Raw genomic sequence first — 20,962 nt, forward strand, 5'->3', positions numbered from 1 at the left:
TATACTTTTTGTAGGTCAACTACAAAAATTTAATACCATTGTTACTTGATGGATCCAGAAGCAATCCCTTTAATAATGTGTTTTTGTAAAAATAGGAAGAAAATAATAATTGGTGTGATCCCTAGCACTAATGCTGCAAGACCCATATCCCACTGTTTCGTATACTGAGCAAAGAACGAACTTGTAGCTAATGGAATTGTCCGTAATGAAGCATCTTGTAAAACTAAAAGCGGGAGTAGATAATCATTCCAAATCCATAATGTATTTAAAATGACAACTGTTACAGTAATGGGCTTTAATAGAGGAAAAACAATTCTCCAAAATACCCCAAACTGAGAACAACCATCTATTCTAGCTGACTCTTCTACCTCTATTGGTACCGTTTTCACAAACCCATGATAAAGAAACAACGACAAAGGTACTCCAAACCCAAAATACATGAGAATGATTCCAGGTATACTATTCATAATTCCCAACATTCCACCTAGTTTTACTAAAGGAATCATAACCGTTTGAAACGGAATTACCATTGCGGCTACAAAGAAGACAAATAACGTTTTGCTAATTTTCCCCGGTGTTCGAACCATCTTCCAGGCAGCCATTGAACTGATAATAACAAGCCCAATATTACTAAAGACCGTAATCGTTAATGAGTTCCAAAAAGCTCGAGGGAAGTCTAAGATTTGCCAAACTTTAATATAATTCGAGAATAACCATTCTTTTGGTAGGGCAGCAGCATCTATTAATATCTCCGAGAAGCCCTTTAATGAGTTTACAATGACAAAATAAAAGGGTATTAAGAAGATGAAAGCGACAATGATCGCAAAGATCTCCAAAACAAAAGTCTTTTTTGTATACCTTTTACTCATTACGCCTCAACCTCCTTCCGTTTTGTTAGCATAACCTGAAGTGTCGTGAAAATAGCAACCACTACAAAAAATAGAATCGACTTAGCAGAACCTAACCCATAATTATTATTAGTAAAGGCCTCTTGATAAATGTTAATGGCAACCGATTGAGTTGAATTAAAGGGACCTCCACCGGTTAACGATAAGTTAAGGTCAAATATCTTAAAGGCCATCGAGATCGTCAAGAAAAAGCAGATTGTGAATGCTGGTAAAATGAGAGGAATAATAATCTTTCTTAAAGTCGTAAACGTAGATGCTCCGTCAATCCTCGCAGCTTCTAGCAGCGATGTATCGACACCTTGTAGAGCAGCAATATAGATGACCATCATATATCCACTAATTTGCCAAGCAAATACGATTACAATTCCCCAAAATGCAGTTTGTGCATCTCCTAACCATGCTTGTTGAAAGAAGGAGATATTGGTCATTTCACCAATTGCAGAAAACCCTCTTACAAAGATAAACTGCCAAATAAATCCTAGTAGAAGACCACCGATAACATTCGGAATAAAGAAAGCAGTCCTAAGTAGATTCCTAGTCTTCAAAGCACTGTTTAGCAACAGAGCAAAGGAAAAACCAATAATATTACTAATTAATACAGCTGCAAACATAAACTTCGTTGTAAACATAAAAGAATCGAAAAATCTCTCATCATTGGTAAAAATCTTCTTATAATTTTCAAGCCCAACCCATTCGGTCGCTGAACTGATCCCATTCCAAGAAGTAAAAGAATAATAGACTCCCATGAAAAAGGGTATAATTTGAATGACGATAAAGAAAATAAGTGCAGGTCCTACAAAGGCAAGATACGACAGAATCTTTTTCATTCTTGTCTTTTTCGTTGTTACACTTTTCAACTTAGCTTTCTTAGTTTCTAGTACAGTATTCACTCTGTATCACCGCCCTTTTTTGAAATCGCTTTCATACATTCATTATAAAATGAGCTACTGTGAAAGAATACTGACTAGATTGACAAAAAAGGTGCACAATTTTGACATCATGATTTATTCATCTGAACAAGACAACTCTCACAAAAATGCCACTGAAAAAGGTCTGTGTTTCACCTTTTTCAATGGCATTTCTACTAAGATAAACACTCTAAAAAGGTAACTTAGTCTTCTGGTGTCACTTCAGTATTTAAGGCTTTGAAAAATGTTAGAATAGATTGATAGCTGCTACCTAAATCACCAAAAGATCCTTTCTTTGCACAGTAAACATCAATTGCAGAACGAATAGGGTTAATTTTAAAAACCGTTATAACCATGACAGAAGCAGACATACCTTCTTTTTCCATCGTTATTTCACCACGTTCCTCATCTACCTTTAAAATCTTCCATTGTGGAAGCTTATTATTTGCTATTTTTTTTACACTTTCAAGCATCGCTTCCCGACTTTTCTTATAATAGCGAGTTTTCAGTCCTGGTAACTTTGGATTTTCACTTGTCTCTTCAAAGTTTTTCCATAAGCCTACAATTTTTCTTAGTGCTGTCATCTTTACCTCCTATATTAACCTGCATCATAATCTCCCTGTCTTATGAAGATACACGAATCATTAGACAATTTCAATTAGATCCCTAGCAAGTTATATTACGATGGAATGTCATCAAACATCCATTGACTTTTTATATCTCTATCTATAGGATAAAATCATTATCTTGTATTATATTTTGTATTTAATAGAAAAGCTTCAACGAAAGGTGCAAGGTTATTAATGAAAAAAGCTTTATTATTCCTTATTCTCTGTTTCATAATTGGATTTTTAGTTATAACAGGAAACCATTACAAATCAGAGGTTAGAAGAGGCTTCCTTGAATTCTCACTCTCTGATCAAACAATTCCAAGTTGTTACATTCCCATTTATAAAGTTGCTTCTGAAGAATACTCTATCCCCTGGACTTTGTTAGCCGCTGTTCACCGTGTTGAGACTCTCTTTTCAACCATGGATCCAATGGTGAGTCATGTAGGTGCAATTGGCCATTTTCAATTCATGCCTAGGACCTGGATTGGTTGGGCGTATCCAGGTACAGAGCTAGGAGATATTAATGATGATATTGATCTTACAGATCTTACTGTCATTAATGAGTATGGCGGGTACGGCATTGATGCCACAGGCAACGGTAAAGCTGATCCATTTAACATTAATGATTCCGCTCATACAGCTGCAAAATACCTTGCTGATCATGGAGCTAGTAATGGTGACATTGAAAAAGCATTATTTGCTTACAATCGTAGTCAAGATTACGTTGATAAAGTTAACTATTATTATGAAATCTACATGAACGACTATGAGACAAAAGATTTTTCATTTTGTTATCAGTAAAATACTAAAAAGGATTGTCCCAACCTAAAGGACAATCCAAAAGCAATGAGCAATACAAGTCACCTTTTAACCTTTAGAGGAGTAGTTATCTTCTCCTCCAAGGCTTTAGATCGTTCATTTCCCCTTACTTCACACGATAGACCCTTGCTTCATAAGGATTTAACGCAATTTCATTTTCATTTCCTTCATTCTCTTCATAGTTACTAATAAGCAACTGTAATGAATCAAACGTAATAGTCTCTGGTAATACGCAAGTTGTCTTTTTATCAAAGAGATTAACTAAAATGATGATTGTCTTATCTTCGAATGTCCTCGTATACGCATATATTTTCTTATGTTCTGCTAAAATTAGTTCATAGCTTCCATAAATTAAAGCATGATGTTCTTTACGCAAATGAATTAAGTTTTTGTAATAATGGTAGATCGAATTTGGATCTTGCATCGATTGTTCAACGTTTACTTCTAAATAATTTGGATTTAGTTTCAACCAAGGTTGCCCCTTCGTAAAACCTGCATTCGTTTCATCATTCCACTGCATTGGCGTTCGTGAATTATCACGTCCGCTTTTCCAAATTATTTCCATAACTTCTTCATGAGAAGTTCCATTCTCAGTTTCATTGCGGTACAGATTTCTTATTGCGACGTCATTATAATCTGCGATTGAGTCAAATTGGACATTAGTCATTCCAATCTCTTGTCCTTGATAAATAAAAGGCGTACCTTGCATCAGAAAATACATTGTTGCTAGCGCCTTAGCAGATTCAACACGATATTCATTGTCATTTCCCCAAGTAGATACAGATCTTGGTTGATCATGATTTTCTAGAAAAAGAGCATTCCAACCTAATCCATCTAACCCTTTTTGCCATTTTGTTAATGTTTCTTTTAAACCTTGTAAATCTAGACCGGAGTCTTTGCCTTTTCCCCATAAGTCGAGATGCTCAAACTGAAAGATCATATTAAAGCACCCTTCCGTTTCTCCTACCCATTTGTCTGCCTGATCCACTTTCACACCATTCGCTTCACCAACAGTCATAATATTATATTTAGAGAACGTTTCTCGTTTTAATTCATCGAGATATTCGTGAATCCCTTCACGGTTCATATGTCCCTCAAAAGACGGTACATACTTTAGTTTTTTAGGATTCGGCATATCCGGGAATCCAGGTACTTTCTTAATGTGAGATATCGCATCCACCCTGAAGCCATCAATGCCTTTATCTAACCACCAATTTACCATTTCATATAGTTCTTTTCGAACATCAGGATTTTCCCAATTTAGATCAGGTTGTTTTCGTGAGAATACATGCATATAGTATTCTTTACTATCTTCATCATATTCCCAAGCAGAACCACCAAAGATTGATTCCCAATTATTTGGCTCTTTGCCATTTTTACCTGGATCCCAAATATAATAATCTCGATAAGGATTATCCTTTGATGACCTTGATTCAATAAACCAAGGGTGTTCATCGGACGTATGGTTAATAACTAAATCCAATATTAACTTCATTCCTCGATCGTGAACACCTTTTAATAATTGATCAAAATCGTCCATACTACCAAAATCGTCCATAATCCCTTTGTAATCACTGATATCGTAACCATTGTCATCATTAGGAGATTTAAATATCGGACATACCCAAATAACATCAATTCCGAGATCTTTTAAATAATCAAGCTTCGAAATGATTCCTTGAATATCACCAATTCCATCTCCGTTTGAATCCATAAAACTTCTTGGATATATTTGATAAGCTACAGCTTCTTTCCACCATGTCTTTTTCATTAAAATTCCTCCTCATCTAATAATAAAATATCACAACCACACAAACTGCGCAATCGTTTGCACAAAATCGTTATAATATCCTTTACGCTTGATATTTGATTCTTATTCTCCAGTAAAGCGTTCTATACTACTAAAGTTCCCCAAATTACAATGATAATATTACCTTTTAAACCCTTAACATCTATTTACAACCCTTTGAATTTCGTTATCTCAAATGCCCTCTTAGACATTTGAGATAACCTTTCATTTGCATGATTGTCTTTTTATTAATTTATGCGGAACAATGATCTTTTTTTCGCCACATTCAGGATCAGAAATCTTATTAATCAAACATTTCGTTGCTTCAAAACCTAGATCATATATATGGATATCTACCGTTGTCATCGTTGGAGAAGAAAGTTCTGATATCATGACATTATTAAAACTCACAATTGACATATCCTTTGGTACTTCTACATTCATGTCAGCAAGCATTTTTAGAACTCCAAAAGTCATTATGTCATCGGCAACAATTAAAGCAGTTGGTCGTTCAACCAGTGACATAACTTCTATAACTGCTTCTTGTCCCCCTTCTTGCAACTCTTCATGATGCACGATAAATTCTTTTCTTATTGGGATATTAGCATTCTTTAATGCTTGCTCATATCCTTTCATATGATCAATTGTTACAACGTAGTCAAGGTTACCACCGATAAAACCTATACGTTCATGACCTAATAACATTAAATATTCTGTGACTGTTTTGGCAGCTTTAAAGTTGTCATTATTGACGTAGGAAACTCGAGATTCGTCAATATTGTAAGGACGACCAATTAAAACGAAGGGAAAGTTCTGCTCCAATAGAAATGGCATTACTTTATCATTCACACGTGAATATAAGAGTAAAATCCCATCGACTCGTCCGCCATAAACCATTTGTTTTACTTCTTCCAAAATTTCTTCTTCTGTTTGTCCAGTAGATAAATAAAGTCCATAACCCTCTTGATAAGCCTTCATACTTATTCCACGGATGACCTCTGGAAAGAAGGGATTTTGAAATGCTATCTTCGCAGAATTGGGCATCACAATTCCTATTGTTTTTGTGCTTTTGATCGCTAAGCTTCTTGCATTGAAATTCGGATGGTAACCTAGCTCATCCATAGCCTTTCTTACACGTTCTTTCGTTTTATCACTTATCCGTGAGCTATTTGCAATAACTCGAGATACCGTCGACGGTGCAACATTAGCCCGTTTTGCCACATCTTTTATAGTGACCGCCATCGGTATCACCTCCTGCCTAGTTTCTAACCTATCCTTCATCTATATTGTAGCCCTTGCTTGGTTGGTAAACAATTTATTTTTTTATAAATGTTACATTAAAATGAGGCATTATCCATTACTAAGATAATGCCTCACTCTAAATCGAATCTAAGTCGATGTTACGATCCAGATTAACAACGCAGAGTATAGAAACATTCCACCGGCAAGTATTAATAAAATGATTGAAAGGAACTTAAATTTATTAAACAACTATCCCACCTACTTTACTTCTGTTTAACCTTTTTCAGCTCCAGCTGTCATTCCTTCAACAATATAACGTTGGAAAATAAAGAATAAAGCCATAAGTGGAAGGGAAATCAGAACGGCTCCAGCTGCAAATACTGTAAAATTGTTATTTGCTTGTCCTGAAACTAATGTAAATAACCCTTGAGCCAACGTCCAGTTGCTACTAGATCTTAGAATAACTTCCGCCATTATAAAATCCATACTTGCAGCAACAAAACTATTAAAGGCAATAAACGTTATAATTGGCATAGCTAATGGTAACATTACCTTAAGAAAAATATCAGTATTTGATGCTCCATCAATCCGAGCCGCCTCCATTAAACTATTTGGAATTCCGTCAAAGAACCCTTTAACAATCCATGTGTTAAAAGCAACACTACCAGCAGCTAATACTAGAATGTACCCAAGATGTGTGTCTAAAAGTCCGAAAGAACCAAGTAAAGTATAAATAGCAATCATTCCCATAATCGTCGGGAACATTTGCAAGATAATGATTGCCATTAGCCCTTGCTTCTTACCTTTAAACTTAAATTTCGAGAAAGCATATCCAGACAAGACTCCAAAGACGGTAGAAATCGCCATATTAGAGACTGCGATAAACATCGTATTTTTGTACCACGTTACATAATCGTGCTTCTCAAATAGTGCCCTGTAATGACCCCAATTCCAGTCAGCGGGACTTGGAAAGATTTGTGATGAATGTAACGATGATCCTGGATTTACTGAACCAATAAAGATAAAATAAACAGGAAATAGGCAAATAATCGCTAGGAGAATCAAAATGCCATATACGATAATAGAATTTAAAACCCTTTTTACTTTAGGATTAAACATTTCTTATACATCCCCTTTCAAGGCTTTTGTATTTCGTAAGTTGAAATACGCAAACCCAGCAATGATCAAAAAGACCACTAAAGCAACAGCTGATGCAATCGCATATTGACCATTATCTAATGTCATTTTAAATATCCAAGAAAGCAAGATATCTGTGTGTCCTGCATAATTGTAGTTCGCATTTGCTGGACCACCTTCTGTCATTAAATAAATAAATGTTAATTGATTAAAGTTAAATGCGAATGTGAAAACCATTAACGGTACAGCTGCAACCATTACAATTGGGAATGTAATTTTACGGAACTGTTGAACAATGGTCGCCCCGTCCACTTCAGCCGCTTCATATAGTTCTTTACTTATTGTTGTAAGTACAGCTGTAAAGAGAGCCATCCAAAATGGGAAACCAAGCCATAGGTTTGTTAACAACACAGCAACCTTTGCCCACATTGGATCAGATAACCATGGGACAGGATTTAAACCAATCGATTGTAACATTTCATTAATTACACCGAACTGACCATTGTACATATTTCTAAAAATTAAGATACTAACAAACCCAGGTACTGCCCAAGGTATAATATAAATATTTCTCCAGAACTTTGTGTACTTAACAACCTTTTGAGAAAGGACAACGGCTACAAATAGTCCTGCAAATACAACAAGGAGAGTAGATAACACTGCCCAGATAATCGTCCAAGAAAACACCCCTAAAAAGGTTCCTCGCCATGATTCCATTGTGAACAATCGAACAAATTGCTCAATTCCTACCCAGTCAACTAGTGCTCGAGGAGGTAAATAGTTTGGAGATGAAAAGTTTGTAAATGCAATTAAAGCTGTAAATGTTAGTGGAAACACCGTTAACAAAAGCATCGAGATCGCCGTCGGTGTTATTAGGATATAAGCATAACCATTATCCCAAGCATTTCGTACCGATTCTTTAAAACTCAAGATTTTTTGGCCTTGCTCACGTAATTTCCCTACAAGGTAAGCATCACGAACACTTAAATAATAAATGCCAATAACTGCAACAAGGACAATAACCATCATTAAACCTTCAGCCATCAATAAGATAGAATGGTCACCTTGATCAATAATTCTTCCTCTTTGTCTCACTTGCGGCGTCTCGCCCAATGTAATAAGTCCATGTAATCCATTAGCGATTGGTTTAATAAAGAAAATAATTACAATTAACTCAAATATAGCCCAAGTAATTCCTTTCCAGTATTGCTTATTATAAATTTGACCTAGTCCCATAAACAGAACAGACAGCAACGCTGCTATTTTGCTATGGCTTTTATCTTTATGGGACGCTTTTGTTTCAAATTCGTTTGACATCATATTTCCCCCTTTTAAACGTGAACACTATATCGTGTGTAATGGTGATTTCAGCGAGAGAGTTTAGGGGATATCCAATAAACACCCTCGCTGTACCATCTTTCTATTAGGACTGTTATCCAAACAGCCTACTACTGTTGTTGTTCAGCTATCGCATTTTCTATTGTATTAACTGCACGATCTAACGCTTCTTGAACATCAGCACCACGATTCCAAATGTCTGCAAAAGCAGCTTCCATTGGTTCCCAAACCAGTGGCATTTCCGGAATATTCGGCATTGGCACTGCATGTGTTGCCTGTTCAAGGAAACCAACTGAGATATCGTTACTTTGAATGTCTTCATGCTCTGTTAAAGCATAACGTGGTGGGAGAGCACCTGTGATTTCATAAGCAAGTAATAGGTTTTCTTCATTTGTAATAAATTGAGCTAACAAAGATGCAGCATCAGGATATTCTGTATAAGCGTTGACGTAAAATCCACGAGTACCTGAGAAACTAGTAGGGTTTTCTCCATTTCCGAGAACCGGTAATGGTGCAACATTGAAATTTATTCCTGCTTGTTCATATCCACGTACTGCCCAAGGACCATTGATATCAAAAGCTAAGTTTCCTTCTTCAAATAGTGCTGTTCGAACATCATAGGTGATATCCTCATTTGCCATTCTTGGAAGGATTTCTTCACGTAAACGAACGAGAACATCTTTCGTTCCTTGAACAGCACCTTCATTGTTCAATCCAATATCACTAGGGTTTGTGCCTTCGTCACCAAAAACATATCCACCGTAACCACCAAGAAAACCATATAAGAAGTAAAGGTTTTGCGGCTCCATCATAAATCCAAATTGTCTGCCTTCCGTTAATTCTTTTGCTATCTCAAATAATTCATCCATTGTTTGTGGTGCTTCTTCTACTAGATCTGTATTGTAGTATAGTGCATACGTTTCAATACCACTTGGATAGCCATAAAGTTCTCCATCAAATGATGTAGCCGTAATAGCTGCTTCCATGAACTCTTCCTCATATTGTTCTGGCCAAAAGTTTTCAAGTACTAGACCCGCAGAGATAGCTCGTCCTATCCGATCGTGCGTAGAAGCAAATACATCACCAGCTAATCCTTGAGGTCCATCTGTTGCCAATCGTTCAGGTGCATCCTCCTGGTTAACTTCTTCAACTTGGACAGGTACGCCATATTCCTCTTCAAACTTCTCTGCCATCAATTCAGCCCAGTCTAATTGCTCATCGCCGTCACTCCAAAGCAATAATTGTGCACCCTCTTCTGGAACAATTTCGAAATCAATAGCTTCCTCTGTAGTACCACCGTCTACTCCAGTCTCTTCTGGGGCCTCTTCCGCAGGACTTCCACATGCAGCCAACACAAGAGATAAAGATAAAGATAAACTAATAAGTCTTGATTTTTTCAACATTTTTCATTTCCCCCTTAAATAGTAATAAACAGTTGCTTACGTTTTACGACTGCCTTTTTTTGCTCTTTTCACCACCTTTTTAATATTGACGGCTAAGTGTCCCCTATTCATTAAGGTTGTTATAACATTGGTTTTATACGATATAGTGCAAAAATCGCACTAACTACGCAATCGATTGCACAAACTTTTCTAAAAAAAGCTACCACTCACACTCCACTGTGAAAACGGTTGCATCGATGAGTTCATTATACGATTACCTTCCATAATTGACAATACCTTTTTCAAAAAAATATTTTATATTTAAAAAGCATGAAGATCCATCTTATTTTTGTGCAAATAATGTGCAACTCATGCAATCGTGAGCAATTTTTAAAAAGTAGTTTTATCTTCCCTAAAATAACGTTATATTATTACATACTAATTGTTTTAGCTTCTAACATTAAAATACGAGGGGGTGTATGTTATACATTCAGACAAGAATAAAAAATTAACACTTTTTGCTATCACATGGCCAATTTTTATAGAAATTTTACTTCATATGATTATGGGTAATGCTGATACACTTATGCTCAGTCAATATTCAGATAATTCTGTCGCTGCTGTTGGTGTTTCCAACCAAGTCTTAATGCTCGTCATAGTCATGTTTGGTTTTATCGCAACGGGAACGAGCATTCTTGTAGCACAATATTTAGGAGCAAAAGACTTCCATAAAGCTAATCAATTTGCGGTTGTCTCTCTTTTGGCAAATGTAATCATCGGATTTCTCCTTAGTATACTCCTCTTTATATTTAGTGAATCATTATTAAACCTAATGAACTTGCCTGATGAATTAATGAATGAAGCTATTTTGTACTTACGAATCGTTGGGGCTTTTTCTTTTATTCAAGCTTTAATAATGACAATAGGAGCTGTAATCAGAAGTCATGGCTTTACAAAGGATGCGATGTACGTAACACTTGGAATGAATTTTCTCAATATTATCGGAAACTATGTTTTTATTTTTGGAGCATTGGGTTTTCCTGCGCTTGGGGTAACGGGGGTTGCAATAGTAACTGTTGTAAGTCGTTTTATTGGTATGATTATTCTTCTTTTTTTGCTCTACAAACGCTTAGATGGTAAGTTACCTTTATCCAGCTTGAAAGTTTTTCCTAAGAAAGAAATTAAAACGTTGTTAAAAATTGGAGTTCCAACAGCTGGGGAGCATCTCTCGTATAATACATCACAGTTACTTATTACGTACTTTATAGCTTCAATTGGTACAGAAGCTCTTACAACGAAAGTTTATACTCAAAATATTATGATGCTAGTCCTTTTATTTTCTATAGCGATTGGGCAAGGTACACAAATCTTAATCGGGCATTTAGTTGGGGCAAATAAGCTAGAGGAAGCATTTCATCGTTGTTTACGGAGTTTAAAATTCGCTATTTGGGTATCCATCATTATCGCTGTCCTTTTTTATCTTTTTAGTAATGAATTATTCGCTATCTTTACAGACAATCCAGAAGTTATTGCAACTGGAAGTTTATTATTATTCTTAACGATATTATTAGAACCTGGTCGCGCCTTTAATCTTGTCGTCATTAATAGCCTCCGCGCTGCAGGAGATGTCAAATACCCTGTTTATTTAGGGATCTTATCAATGTGGGGTGTTTCCGTGACCGTTTCTTATACGCTTGGAATTTATTTGGGTCTAGGATTAATAGGAGTCTGGATTGCTTTTATTCTCGATGAATGGCTTCGTGGTGTCTTAATGCTCGCTCGATGGCGCAGCCGTAAATGGCAGCAAATGTCCTTTATAAAAACAAACAAGAAAGAAGATTCAGCATAGCGCTTTTCAATTCTTAAGGCTGACCATACGAAACTCTCTCCTTTATGGTCAGCCCTATTTTATAACTTCATTCATTTCTTTTATTTTTCATATAAACGTCTTCGCTTAAAAAGTTAAAAGTTTGAAGTTGTATAATGGTTAATTCGCAGCTCTCGCCTCACTTTGTTCCATCTCAACAAAGCGCTCTTTAGCCAAGTGTATAAGGCCATTCCCTTGAAATCTACGACTATAATGGAGAGAGACAGTCCTTTTAATCAGTTGTGCATAAACTTCTGGTTCAGTTAATCGTCTTTCGAATTCTTTTTCGCCTTTTTCAATTAACAATGCAGCAGCTCCAGACACATGAGGTGCTGCCATTGACGTACCAGATAGGACTGCAAATTCTCCGTTTAAATAAGTTGATAACACATCCTCACCAGGGGCAACGAGATCAATTTTGCAATTTGTATTACTAAATTTAGAAATCTCTCTGTTATTATTAACGGAGCCAACTTGTACGACTTCTGGAAAGGCGCCAGGGTAAGCATATTCATCTGTCTGGTCGTCTCCATCGCCTTCATTACCTGCTGCACATACAACAAGTATATCCTTTTTAACCGCAGCTTGAACTGCTTGATGAAGAGCAAGATCTTTTTCTTTACCTCCTAAAGACATCGAAATGACTCGAACACGTTCGCCATTTTCCCCTCTCCAATTCATTGCAAATTGAACCCCTTCTGTTACCCAGCTTGTATCACCAAAACCTTGCCCTCCTAATACCTTTAACACGAGCAATCGAACTTTCGGAGCCACACCAATTACACCTTTACCATTTTCTGCAGCTGCAATGGTTCCACATACGTGCGTACCGTGGCCATTATAATCTTCAAATATATTTGGATTACTATCATCATCAGTTGTGAAGTTATAGCCAGAGATGATTTGATCTTTTAGTTCAAAATGGCTGGTGTCGCATCCCGTATCTAAAACTGCGATAACGACCCCTTCTCCAGTAATACCTTGGTTCCATAAAGAGGGTGCCTGAATTAATTCAATTCCTGGTGGAACAACCTTAGTTTCTTTTACTACCGTTTCAATTTTATAAGGAATTAAACCAACTTTACTCATTAAGTCTCCTCCTCATGATATAGTAGTGACATATATTCCTATCCTCGTACCATTCTTACATTTCATTAAATAGTTAAACTTTTACACATTATTTCTAATAATCCGTATTATAATTTAAACGCAGACATTTTTTCAGTGACGATTTCACTTTATGGAAATCGTCTTTTTCTTTTTGATTTCTTTCTTAATTCTTTTAGATTCTTTAACCCTAGTGTGATGGTAGAAAAAATTGTGGCAACAAGCACGACTAATTGTAATAACCGCTCTAGCCACTCCAACACAATTAACCACCTCCCGATGATAAAAATAGTCCTACTCAGTATTCAAACTGGCAAGACTATTTATGTCACAACTCTTAAAATGAAGACTCTTGCCTATTTTATCTGTGTAAACAATCAGCAAGAGTCTTTTTTTGTACGATAAGGATATTTATGGAATATATGTCTATTCAATTGTATCATGACAACCAATGTTGATTCATCATTTTTACGAACATTCGTTCGATTATACTGATAAATATAGACACAGATTGGACTTCCTCTTACTAAATTCCTAGTAGAAAGCTAATCATTTTTTTATGAGGAGGGCAAAAGAATTAGTTTTACGTGTGATTGCTCACAATCTAAGCCTTTCCTTGTTCTACCGCTACATTCTTTCTCATTTCTTCTACTGTCTCTACTTCAAAACCGAGGTCAACTAACATCTTGTGATCCTCTGTTTCTTCCTGACCTGAAGTAGTTAAATAGTCTCCAACAAAAATTGAATTAGCTGCATATAATCCAAGTGGTTGAAGTGAACGTAGGTTAACCTCTCTTCCGCCAGAAATTCTTATTTCCTTTGTTGGGTTTACAAATCGGAAAAGGGCCAATACTTTTAAACAATATACAGGTGTAAGTTCATCCACCCCTTCAAGCGGCGTTCCTTTAATAGCATGTAAAAAATTAACAGGAATAGAATCTGCATCAAGTGCTCTTAAACTTTGAGCCATTGTTACAACATCTTCCTTCGTTTCTCTCATCCCAATAATGACACCTGAGCAAGGGATAGACCCGACTCTTTTGCCGTTTCAACTGTATTAACACGGTCTTGATACGTATGAGATGTTGTGATATTCAGATGATTATTCTCCGACGTATTAACATTGTGATTATATCGGTCTACCCCCGCTTCTTTCAATCGTATTGCTTGTTCTGGTTTTAATATACCAAGGCATGCACAGATCTTTAAACCATATGTATCCTTAATTTCTGTTACAGCATCAACTACTTGTTCTATTTCCTTATTCGTTGGTCCTCGTCCACTTGCAACAATACAATAGGTTCCTACATTAAGCTCATTAGCCCTTTTTGCACCATTTAATAGAGTTTCTTTATTAACGAAACGATAAGAATCAATTTCTGCTTCAGAAATTGACGACTGGGAACAATAACCGCAGTTTTCAGGGCAGAGCCCAGATTTTGCATTCATTATCATATTGAGTTTAACCTTTTTTCCATAGTATTGTTTTCTAATTTGAAAGGCTGCATGCATTAACAATAACAACTCATCATCAGGACAGTTTAATATTGATAGAGCTTCATCCTTTGTTAATTGGTCACCTTCTAGTACACGTTCAGCAAATTTCATCCATTTAGTCATGTTGATTCCTCCATTTCTTTTTGTCAACCTTATATAAGTTCAAGTTTACAATTAAAATAAAAAAATGTTAACCATTATTCTTAAAATAGTTAACATTTTTTCATCTTCCTATTGGTCTAATAGCTATAATTAACAACTAAACTTATAACCATTAACCAATTACACCTTTTTTATTCAAAACCTACACACGTTTATTTACAGTAAAGTTAGCATCAATTAACAACCAATTTTGAGGGAATTCCCAACCTAATACCCAATAATAAAATCCTCTCAATCCAAACTCTTTTACTAAATCAAATTTAGCTTGAATGCTTCTTGCATCCTCAAACCACACTTCATGCTCGAGGCCATTATCATCTACGTAACGAAAAAAAGGAGATTGCGCTTCTTGATCATATTGAATTTCAGCATTATAAGTAGCCGCTAAACGGATAGCTTCCTGGTGATCAATTGCTCTCGCTCTTGTTTCTCCCTCCACAAATGGCAATGTCCAATCATAACCATATAAACCGATTCCCATCATGATCTTGTCATTTGGCATTACAGATGTTGCATATTCGATTACTCTCCTTACCTGATTAATCGGCGATACAGCCATAGGTGGCCCACCTGTCCAGCCCCACTCATAAGTCATCAAGAAGACAAAATCAGCAATCTCTCCATGAGTTGCATAATCATGACCTTCATATAGTACACCGACCATACCAGGCTCAACAATCGGAGCAAGTGCGCTTGATAAATAATAACCCTTTGCGTCCAATCGTGCTCTCGCTTTTCTCATTAACTGATTATATTGCTCTCGGTTTTCTGCTCCTAAATATTCTAAATCAAAATCTAAGCCTAAATATCCCTTTTCATCCATAATAGCGATTGCTTCGTCTAACAGTCGATCTTGTAACTCTTCATTTTGCAGAATTGTAGTTGCAATCTCTGTGCTAAAAGCCCTTCTTCTAAATTTGTAATAACCATTAACGGGACAACACGATTCTGATAAGCTGTGTTAATGATTGCTTGATCATTAATGGGGGTGAGAGTAGCATCTGCATTTACCTCATAACTAAAGATTTGAAGATATGTTAAAAATTCTCCAACTTGATCTACATATTGAGGTGATTCCTCCCCCGTAATGCCTAAATCAACATAGGCACCTACTTCTATAGTGGGCTTTTGTCGATCATCTTTAGGAACATATACTTTAGCATTCGCTTGAATCAACTCTGTCGATCTAAATTGATTAACTTCTGCAATTTCTTGAACTGGTACTTGATATAATCTACTGACATCCCGTAACGTTTCTCCTTGTTTTAACCAATGAAACCTTCCCTCTATTGGCACTACAATAGCTTGCCCAATAACTAATTGATCTTGGTTCGGAAGCTGATTCGCATCAACAATTGCCTGGTATGGAACACCGTATGTTTGTGCGATTTGCCATAGAGATTCTCCTTGTTCAACAACATGTATTTGCAAAGACTCGTCCTCCTCTTTTGACTTATCATCTTTACAACAATATTCACTTGTTTATAAACGGGTGCCTGACCTATACAAACGATTTTTTGCAATAGGACTTAAGATAGCGAACGAACAGGTTTATTAGCTTTTCCATTTTTTTCAACACCGTCTTTTATATAACGTTGTATGTTTTTCCTTTAATAACTTGATAATAAAAAAAAAATAAAATTTCAAAGGAGAATTACCCATGCCAAAAAAACTGTTTAATTTAGGATTAATCAGCCTCATTTTGCTTCTATTTGTTGCTTGTAATAATGGCGATAATGCAACGATGGAAAATCAAGGAATGGGAGTTGGACAAATCTCTAGTGATTACACATCACAATCAAGTAAAGAGTTCCCACACACGAAACCAATTCAAGTTCAACACGCTAAATATGATTTTGAAGTCACACAGTCAGCACAACTAACTCGAAATGATATTGAGCGTTTATTGCCTCCTGATATTGTCAATCACTTACCTAGAGGCATAGATCAATTTTCACCAGAAGAAATTGTTCGCTTGTTACCAGAAAATGCCACTCAACTCAGCCCAGAAGAAATAGCTGGAAGATTACGCGCTGGAATTCCAGAGCAACCTGGTCAACCTGCTGGTGAACCTGCTAGACAACAACCGGAGGGCCCGGAAACACCACAACAAACTCCACCGGAACAACCAAGTGAAGCTGCTCCTGAAGAAGAACCACAATCCCAACCAACTGAAGGGATTAGTGAAATTGAACAACAAGTAATTGATTTAACGAATGTCGAAAGAAGAAATAACGGGCTACCTGATTTACAAGCCGATGCTTCATTAAGCAATGTAGCTAGAGCAAAATCGAATGACATGCAGCAAAATAATTACTTTTCACACACAAGTCCAACTTACGGTTCTCCTTTTGACATGATGCGAGATTTTGGAGTACAATATAACACCGCTGGGGAGAACATTGCACAAGGACAGCGTACTCCTGAAGAAGTTGTACAAGCATGGATGAATAGCGAAGGTCACCGTGCCAATATTTTAAACCGCGAATATACTCATATTGGAGTTGGGTATCAAGAAAGCGGAAATTACTGGACTCAAATGTTTATTAGCCGTTAAAACACGAGTAAAAGAAAAAAGTAGCACTTTGCTTGTTGCAAAGTGCTACTTCTATTATGCTGTTTCAATAACTCCATATTTCCCGTCATTCCGTTGATATACGATGTTCGTTTCTTCGGTCTCAGCATCAGTAAATACAAAAAACTCATGTCCTAGTAAGTTCATTTGTAAGATGGCTTCTTCAACATCCATCGGTTTTAAATTAAAGCGTTTTGTTCTGACAATGTGGTTGTATTCTTCCTCTATCTCTGTGTCAATCTCTGGCTCCAGTAACAAAACAGAATGGGTGCTCGTTTTATTCTGTGCTTTTTCTTGACGTGGCTTACGGTTCATCTTTGTTTTATATTTACGTACTTGTCGCTCGAGCTTATCTACAATTAAATCAATTGCCGCATACATATTATCATGCTGCTCTTCAGCTCGAAGTAACAATGTTCTTATTGGAATGGTTATTTCAACCTTAGTGCTTTTCTCATAGACTTTTAAGCGAACTTGGACTTCAGCAGAGATCGGCTCATCAAAATATTTCTCCAATTTGTCTACTTTTTTCATAATATATTCTCTTAATGCTTCTGTTACTTGTAAATTTTCACCGCGAATGTTGAATCTCATAATGATCTCCTCCTGAACCTTTTGATATTCCCTGGAAACAAAAGCTATTCTGTTTCTACTTAGAGAATACTACATTGCTTTCAGATCTGCTGTGACCTATATCACTGAATAATTTGACCTTTCAATCAATCTTTACAACATCAAACGATACATACTATTACTACGATTGGGTATGATAACAAATGAAGAGGCGGGAGCGCCCTGCCATCTTCAATGAAAGACTCCACTATACTAAACGATAGTGGAGTCTTTCTTCCCTCATAATTAACCTGAAGGAGGGGCTCATGAAAAACAAATCAAAGAATGATGAAATTCCTAATTTTACTTGGACCGGCTTGATTGGTTTAATGATTATTATAAGTATATTCTATGCTTGCTTTCTGCTCTCTCAATATATGACAAATTAACAATTTGAAGAAATTACTTCATTGATTTTCGATAGCCTGCAGCCTTAGCTTCTTCCTCTGTACAAAACATTTCTTCAGCGTTTGTTTGGTCATAATACTGTCCTTCTGGTACATGATAAATGAAATCTCCACGTGAACTATGGTTCCCTTTTATCATCGGGTTTGAACAACTAAGATCAGAATGAGAAGGATTATCTTTTTCCAGATAAACTTCCTCATTAAACCCCCTATCTACTACGTAATTTTCAAGACTCCATATTCCGATACCTCTCTCTTGTGCTTGTTTTTGAATATCGTAAAATTGATCAACATATTTCGTATTTGGAGCGTATACATAAGCCACTCGCGCAAATCCCTTTTCAAGTAAAAGCTCATTCACCATTTTATCCTCTATCCATACATAGGCTAGTAAGCGACCATATTTGTCTCTTTCACTGACATCTAATTCAAGATGAATTAAATCACCTGGTTTCATTAATTCTTTAACCATTTCACTTGCTTCAATTCCAAATGGCTGGACTGGCTTGTCTGGGTGCACCGACTCAGGAGTATCTATGAGTAATAACCTCACTCTTTCTTCCTTTTTATGATCAAGCTTAACAATGAGAGTATCTCCATCAACAACTCTTACGACTGATGCTTGAATAAATCTTTGCTCAACTGCTTCTTTACTATTGCTCTCTTTATTTGAACTTTCTGTAATAAGTTCATTTGAACAACCAAATAGTAAAACACTTATTAAAACAATGAAACTAAATAGTTTTTTCAACTGCATATTCCATACACCTTGCTTTCTTTTATCATCAATTATATTATGCTAAAATACCAATCTACCTGTTTAATATACCGGATTCATCGGTTAGTTGCTATAAGATCATACTATTAATATTATCAGAATGAATTTCCCGGTGAATAATGTCGCAGAGTGCACCTTGCGTAAGAAGCCTGTCATAAACCCTTTCTGAAAATGAAAAATAGAGCTGATTGTATAACCAATCAACTCTATTTTATAAAAGCTGTTTTACATCCAGTTAGTATGGAATACGCCTTCTTTATCAGTTCTTTGATACGTATGAGCTCCAAAATAGTCACGCTGTGCTTGTAACAAATTAGCAGGTAATGTTTCTGTACGATAGCTATCATAATAGGCAACTGCACTTGCAAACGACGGAACTGGAATCCCCGCTTCAATTGCTAATGAAACAACTTGACGTAATTCTGATTGGTAACTTTCAACAATTTCTTTAAAGTAAGAATCTAATAATAAGTTTGCTAATTCAGGCTCACGGTCATATGCTTCTTTAATTTTCTGCAGGAATTGGGCACGAATAATACAACCTCCACGGAAAATCATGGCAATATCACCATAACGCAGATTCCAATCATACTCTTCTGAAGCAGCTCTCATTTGAGCAAATCCTTGAGCGTAAGAAACAATTTTACTCATATATAACGCTTTTCTAACCGCTTCAATTAATTGGTCTTTTTTCCCTTCAAACTTTTTCACTTCAGGACCTTTTAATAATTTACTTGCCTTGACCCGTTCTTCTTTCATCGCTGAGATAAAACGCGCAAACACAGATTCTGTGATAATAGGAAGCGGTACGCCTAAATCTAACGCATTTTGACTCGTCCATTTCCCAGTACCCTTTTGACCAGCCGTATCTAAAATAACATCAACAAGTGGTTTCCCTGTTTCTTCATCGACTTTTGTAAAGATGTCTGCCGTAATCTCAATTAAATAGCTATCAAGCTCACCTTTATTCCATTCTGCAAACACTTCATGAAGTTCCTCTGCTGTTAATCCAAGTACATTCTTCAAAATGAAGTATGCTTCAGAAATTAACTGCATATCTCCATATTCAATCCCGTTATGAACCATTTTCACATAGTGTCCAGCACCATTAGGTCCAATATATGTGCAACAAGCATCGTCTTCTACTTTAGCTGAGATCGCTTTGAAAATTGGTTCAACTAGTTCATATGCTTCTTTTTGTCCCCCGGCATGATAGATGGTCCTTTAAGCGCACCTTCTTCTCCACCAGAAACACCAGTTCCAATGAAATGAATACCCGTTTCATCTAAATCCTTATTTCTTCTTATTGTATCTTCAAAGAATGTATTACCACCATCAATTAGAATATCGCCTTTTTCTAAATATGGTTTTAACGATTCAATTGTTGCATCTGTCGGTCCCCCTGCTTTGACCATTAATAAAATCTTTCTTGGTTTTTCTAATGAATTGACAAAATCTTCAATTGATTCTGCCCCTACAAAATTTTTACCTGCTGCTTCATTTTTCAAGAAAGCTTCTGTTTTTTCTGTTGAACGATTATATACCGCTACCGAGTACCCACGACTCTCAATATTTAATGCAAGGTTTTTACCCATTACAGCAAGACCAATTACACCAATTTGTTGTTTAGACATGTCCATGTTCCTTTCTGTATCTTCTATTTACTTTATAAGTTTCAGATCTAACCAAAACATTAATTTGTTTATTAAACAAATTAATGTTTTGTTACAATTGCAGAATATCATTCTATTTCTATTCTGTCAATATTTGATTCTAGTGAAAGCCCCCTTCCAACCGAGTATATAGAGGTTTTTATAAAAGCA

Annotated in this window: 15 protein-coding genes and 3 pseudogenes; 3 read left to right on the top strand and 15 right to left on the bottom strand. The window is 36.2% G+C overall.

The window, feature by feature from the left end:
• Positions 1–41 precede the first annotated feature (41 nt).
• From BkAM31D_RS14630 to BkAM31D_RS14640, 3 genes are all read right to left on the bottom strand, one after another.
• The gene (locus tag BkAM31D_RS14630; protein WP_066150906.1) at positions 42–869 is read right to left on the bottom strand and encodes a carbohydrate ABC transporter permease; all 828 of its coding nucleotides are present in this window, start codon (positions 867–869) and stop codon (positions 42–44) included.
• A complete protein-coding gene (locus BkAM31D_RS14635; protein ID WP_084372012.1) occupies positions 869–1,735 on the bottom strand; it encodes a carbohydrate ABC transporter permease in 867 nt (288 codons plus the stop codon). The genes BkAM31D_RS14630 and BkAM31D_RS14635 overlap by 1 nt, the downstream gene beginning before the upstream one ends.
• Before the next feature lie 284 nt (positions 1,736–2,019).
• Positions 2,020–2,400 (bottom strand): DUF1499 domain-containing protein, encoded by a 381-nt coding sequence (locus BkAM31D_RS14640; protein WP_066150912.1) that lies wholly within the window; start codon positions 2,398–2,400, stop codon positions 2,020–2,022.
• Between the two features lie 219 nt (positions 2,401–2,619).
• Between BkAM31D_RS14640 and BkAM31D_RS14645 the strand changes: the two genes are divergently transcribed.
• On the top strand, positions 2,620–3,228 hold the full coding sequence (locus tag BkAM31D_RS14645) for a lytic transglycosylase domain-containing protein (protein WP_066150915.1): 609 nt from the start codon (positions 2,620–2,622) through the stop codon (positions 3,226–3,228).
• Between the two features lie 124 nt (positions 3,229–3,352).
• On the opposite strand, the gene BkAM31D_RS14650 is transcribed toward BkAM31D_RS14645, so the two are convergent.
• The 5 genes from BkAM31D_RS14650 to BkAM31D_RS14670 form a co-directional block, all read right to left on the bottom strand.
• Positions 3,353–5,017, bottom strand: coding sequence for a glycoside hydrolase family 13 protein (locus BkAM31D_RS14650; RefSeq protein WP_066150918.1), 1,665 nt, complete (start codon positions 5,015–5,017; stop codon positions 3,353–3,355).
• Positions 5,018–5,260: 243 nt separating this feature from the next.
• Positions 5,261–6,277 carry a LacI family DNA-binding transcriptional regulator gene (locus BkAM31D_RS14655; protein WP_066150921.1) on the bottom strand — a complete coding sequence of 339 codons (1,017 nt, stop codon included), beginning with the start codon at positions 6,275–6,277 and terminating at the stop codon, positions 5,261–5,263.
• A 273-nt stretch (positions 6,278–6,550) separates the two neighbouring features.
• Entirely contained in the window at positions 6,551–7,396 is an 846-nt protein-coding gene (locus BkAM31D_RS14660; RefSeq protein WP_066150924.1) for a sugar ABC transporter permease, read from the bottom strand.
• A gap of 3 nt (positions 7,397–7,399) precedes the next feature.
• Positions 7,400–8,734, bottom strand: coding sequence for a carbohydrate ABC transporter permease (locus BkAM31D_RS14665; RefSeq protein WP_257391573.1), 1,335 nt, complete (start codon positions 8,732–8,734; stop codon positions 7,400–7,402).
• Between the two features lie 128 nt (positions 8,735–8,862).
• The gene (locus BkAM31D_RS14670; RefSeq protein ID WP_066150930.1) at positions 8,863–10,155 is read right to left on the bottom strand and encodes a sugar ABC transporter substrate-binding protein; all 1,293 of its coding nucleotides are present in this window, start codon (positions 10,153–10,155) and stop codon (positions 8,863–8,865) included.
• A gap of 538 nt (positions 10,156–10,693) precedes the next feature.
• Here BkAM31D_RS14670 and BkAM31D_RS14675 point away from each other — a divergent pair.
• Positions 10,694–11,983: an MATE family efflux transporter gene (locus BkAM31D_RS14675; RefSeq protein ID WP_084372013.1), complete on the top strand. Its 1,290-nt coding sequence runs from the start codon at positions 10,694–10,696 to the stop codon at positions 11,981–11,983.
• Between the two features lie 138 nt (positions 11,984–12,121).
• Here BkAM31D_RS14675 and BkAM31D_RS14680 read toward each other — a convergent pair whose 3' ends face one another.
• From BkAM31D_RS14680 to BkAM31D_RS14690, 4 genes and pseudogenes are all read right to left on the bottom strand, one after another.
• Positions 12,122–13,090 (bottom strand): S8 family peptidase, encoded by a 969-nt coding sequence (locus BkAM31D_RS14680; protein ID WP_066150933.1) that lies wholly within the window; start codon positions 13,088–13,090, stop codon positions 12,122–12,124.
• A gap of 149 nt (positions 13,091–13,239) precedes the next feature.
• Positions 13,240–13,371, bottom strand: coding sequence for a hypothetical protein (locus BkAM31D_RS24410; protein ID WP_257391574.1), 132 nt, complete (start codon positions 13,369–13,371; stop codon positions 13,240–13,242).
• 341 nt (positions 13,372–13,712) lie between these two features.
• Positions 13,713–14,728: pseudogene (gene bioB / locus BkAM31D_RS14685) on the bottom strand (biotin synthase BioB).
• A 181-nt stretch (positions 14,729–14,909) separates the two neighbouring features.
• A pseudogene (locus tag BkAM31D_RS14690) lies at positions 14,910–16,198 on the bottom strand (glycosyl hydrolase family 18 protein).
• A 229-nt stretch (positions 16,199–16,427) separates the two neighbouring features.
• Here BkAM31D_RS14690 and BkAM31D_RS14695 point away from each other — a divergent pair.
• Positions 16,428–17,324, top strand: coding sequence for a CAP domain-containing protein (locus BkAM31D_RS14695; protein WP_235820284.1), 897 nt, complete (start codon positions 16,428–16,430; stop codon positions 17,322–17,324).
• A gap of 54 nt (positions 17,325–17,378) precedes the next feature.
• On the opposite strand, the gene hpf is transcribed toward BkAM31D_RS14695, so the two are convergent.
• From hpf to gnd, 3 genes and pseudogenes are all read right to left on the bottom strand, one after another.
• Positions 17,379–17,936 carry a ribosome hibernation-promoting factor, HPF/YfiA family gene (gene hpf / locus BkAM31D_RS14700; RefSeq protein ID WP_066150943.1) on the bottom strand — a complete coding sequence of 186 codons (558 nt, stop codon included), beginning with the start codon at positions 17,934–17,936 and terminating at the stop codon, positions 17,379–17,381.
• Between the two features lie 420 nt (positions 17,937–18,356).
• The gene (locus BkAM31D_RS14705; protein ID WP_066150946.1) at positions 18,357–19,118 is read right to left on the bottom strand and encodes a thermonuclease family protein; all 762 of its coding nucleotides are present in this window, start codon (positions 19,116–19,118) and stop codon (positions 18,357–18,359) included.
• A 246-nt stretch (positions 19,119–19,364) separates the two neighbouring features.
• A pseudogene (gnd, locus tag BkAM31D_RS14710) lies at positions 19,365–20,773 on the bottom strand (NADP-dependent phosphogluconate dehydrogenase).
• Positions 20,774–20,962 lie beyond the last annotated feature (189 nt).

Origin of the sequence: Halalkalibacter krulwichiae (genome assembly GCF_002109385.1) — a bacterium.
GTDB classification, from domain to species: domain Bacteria; phylum Bacillota; class Bacilli; order Bacillales; family Bacillaceae_D; genus Halalkalibacter; species Halalkalibacter krulwichiae.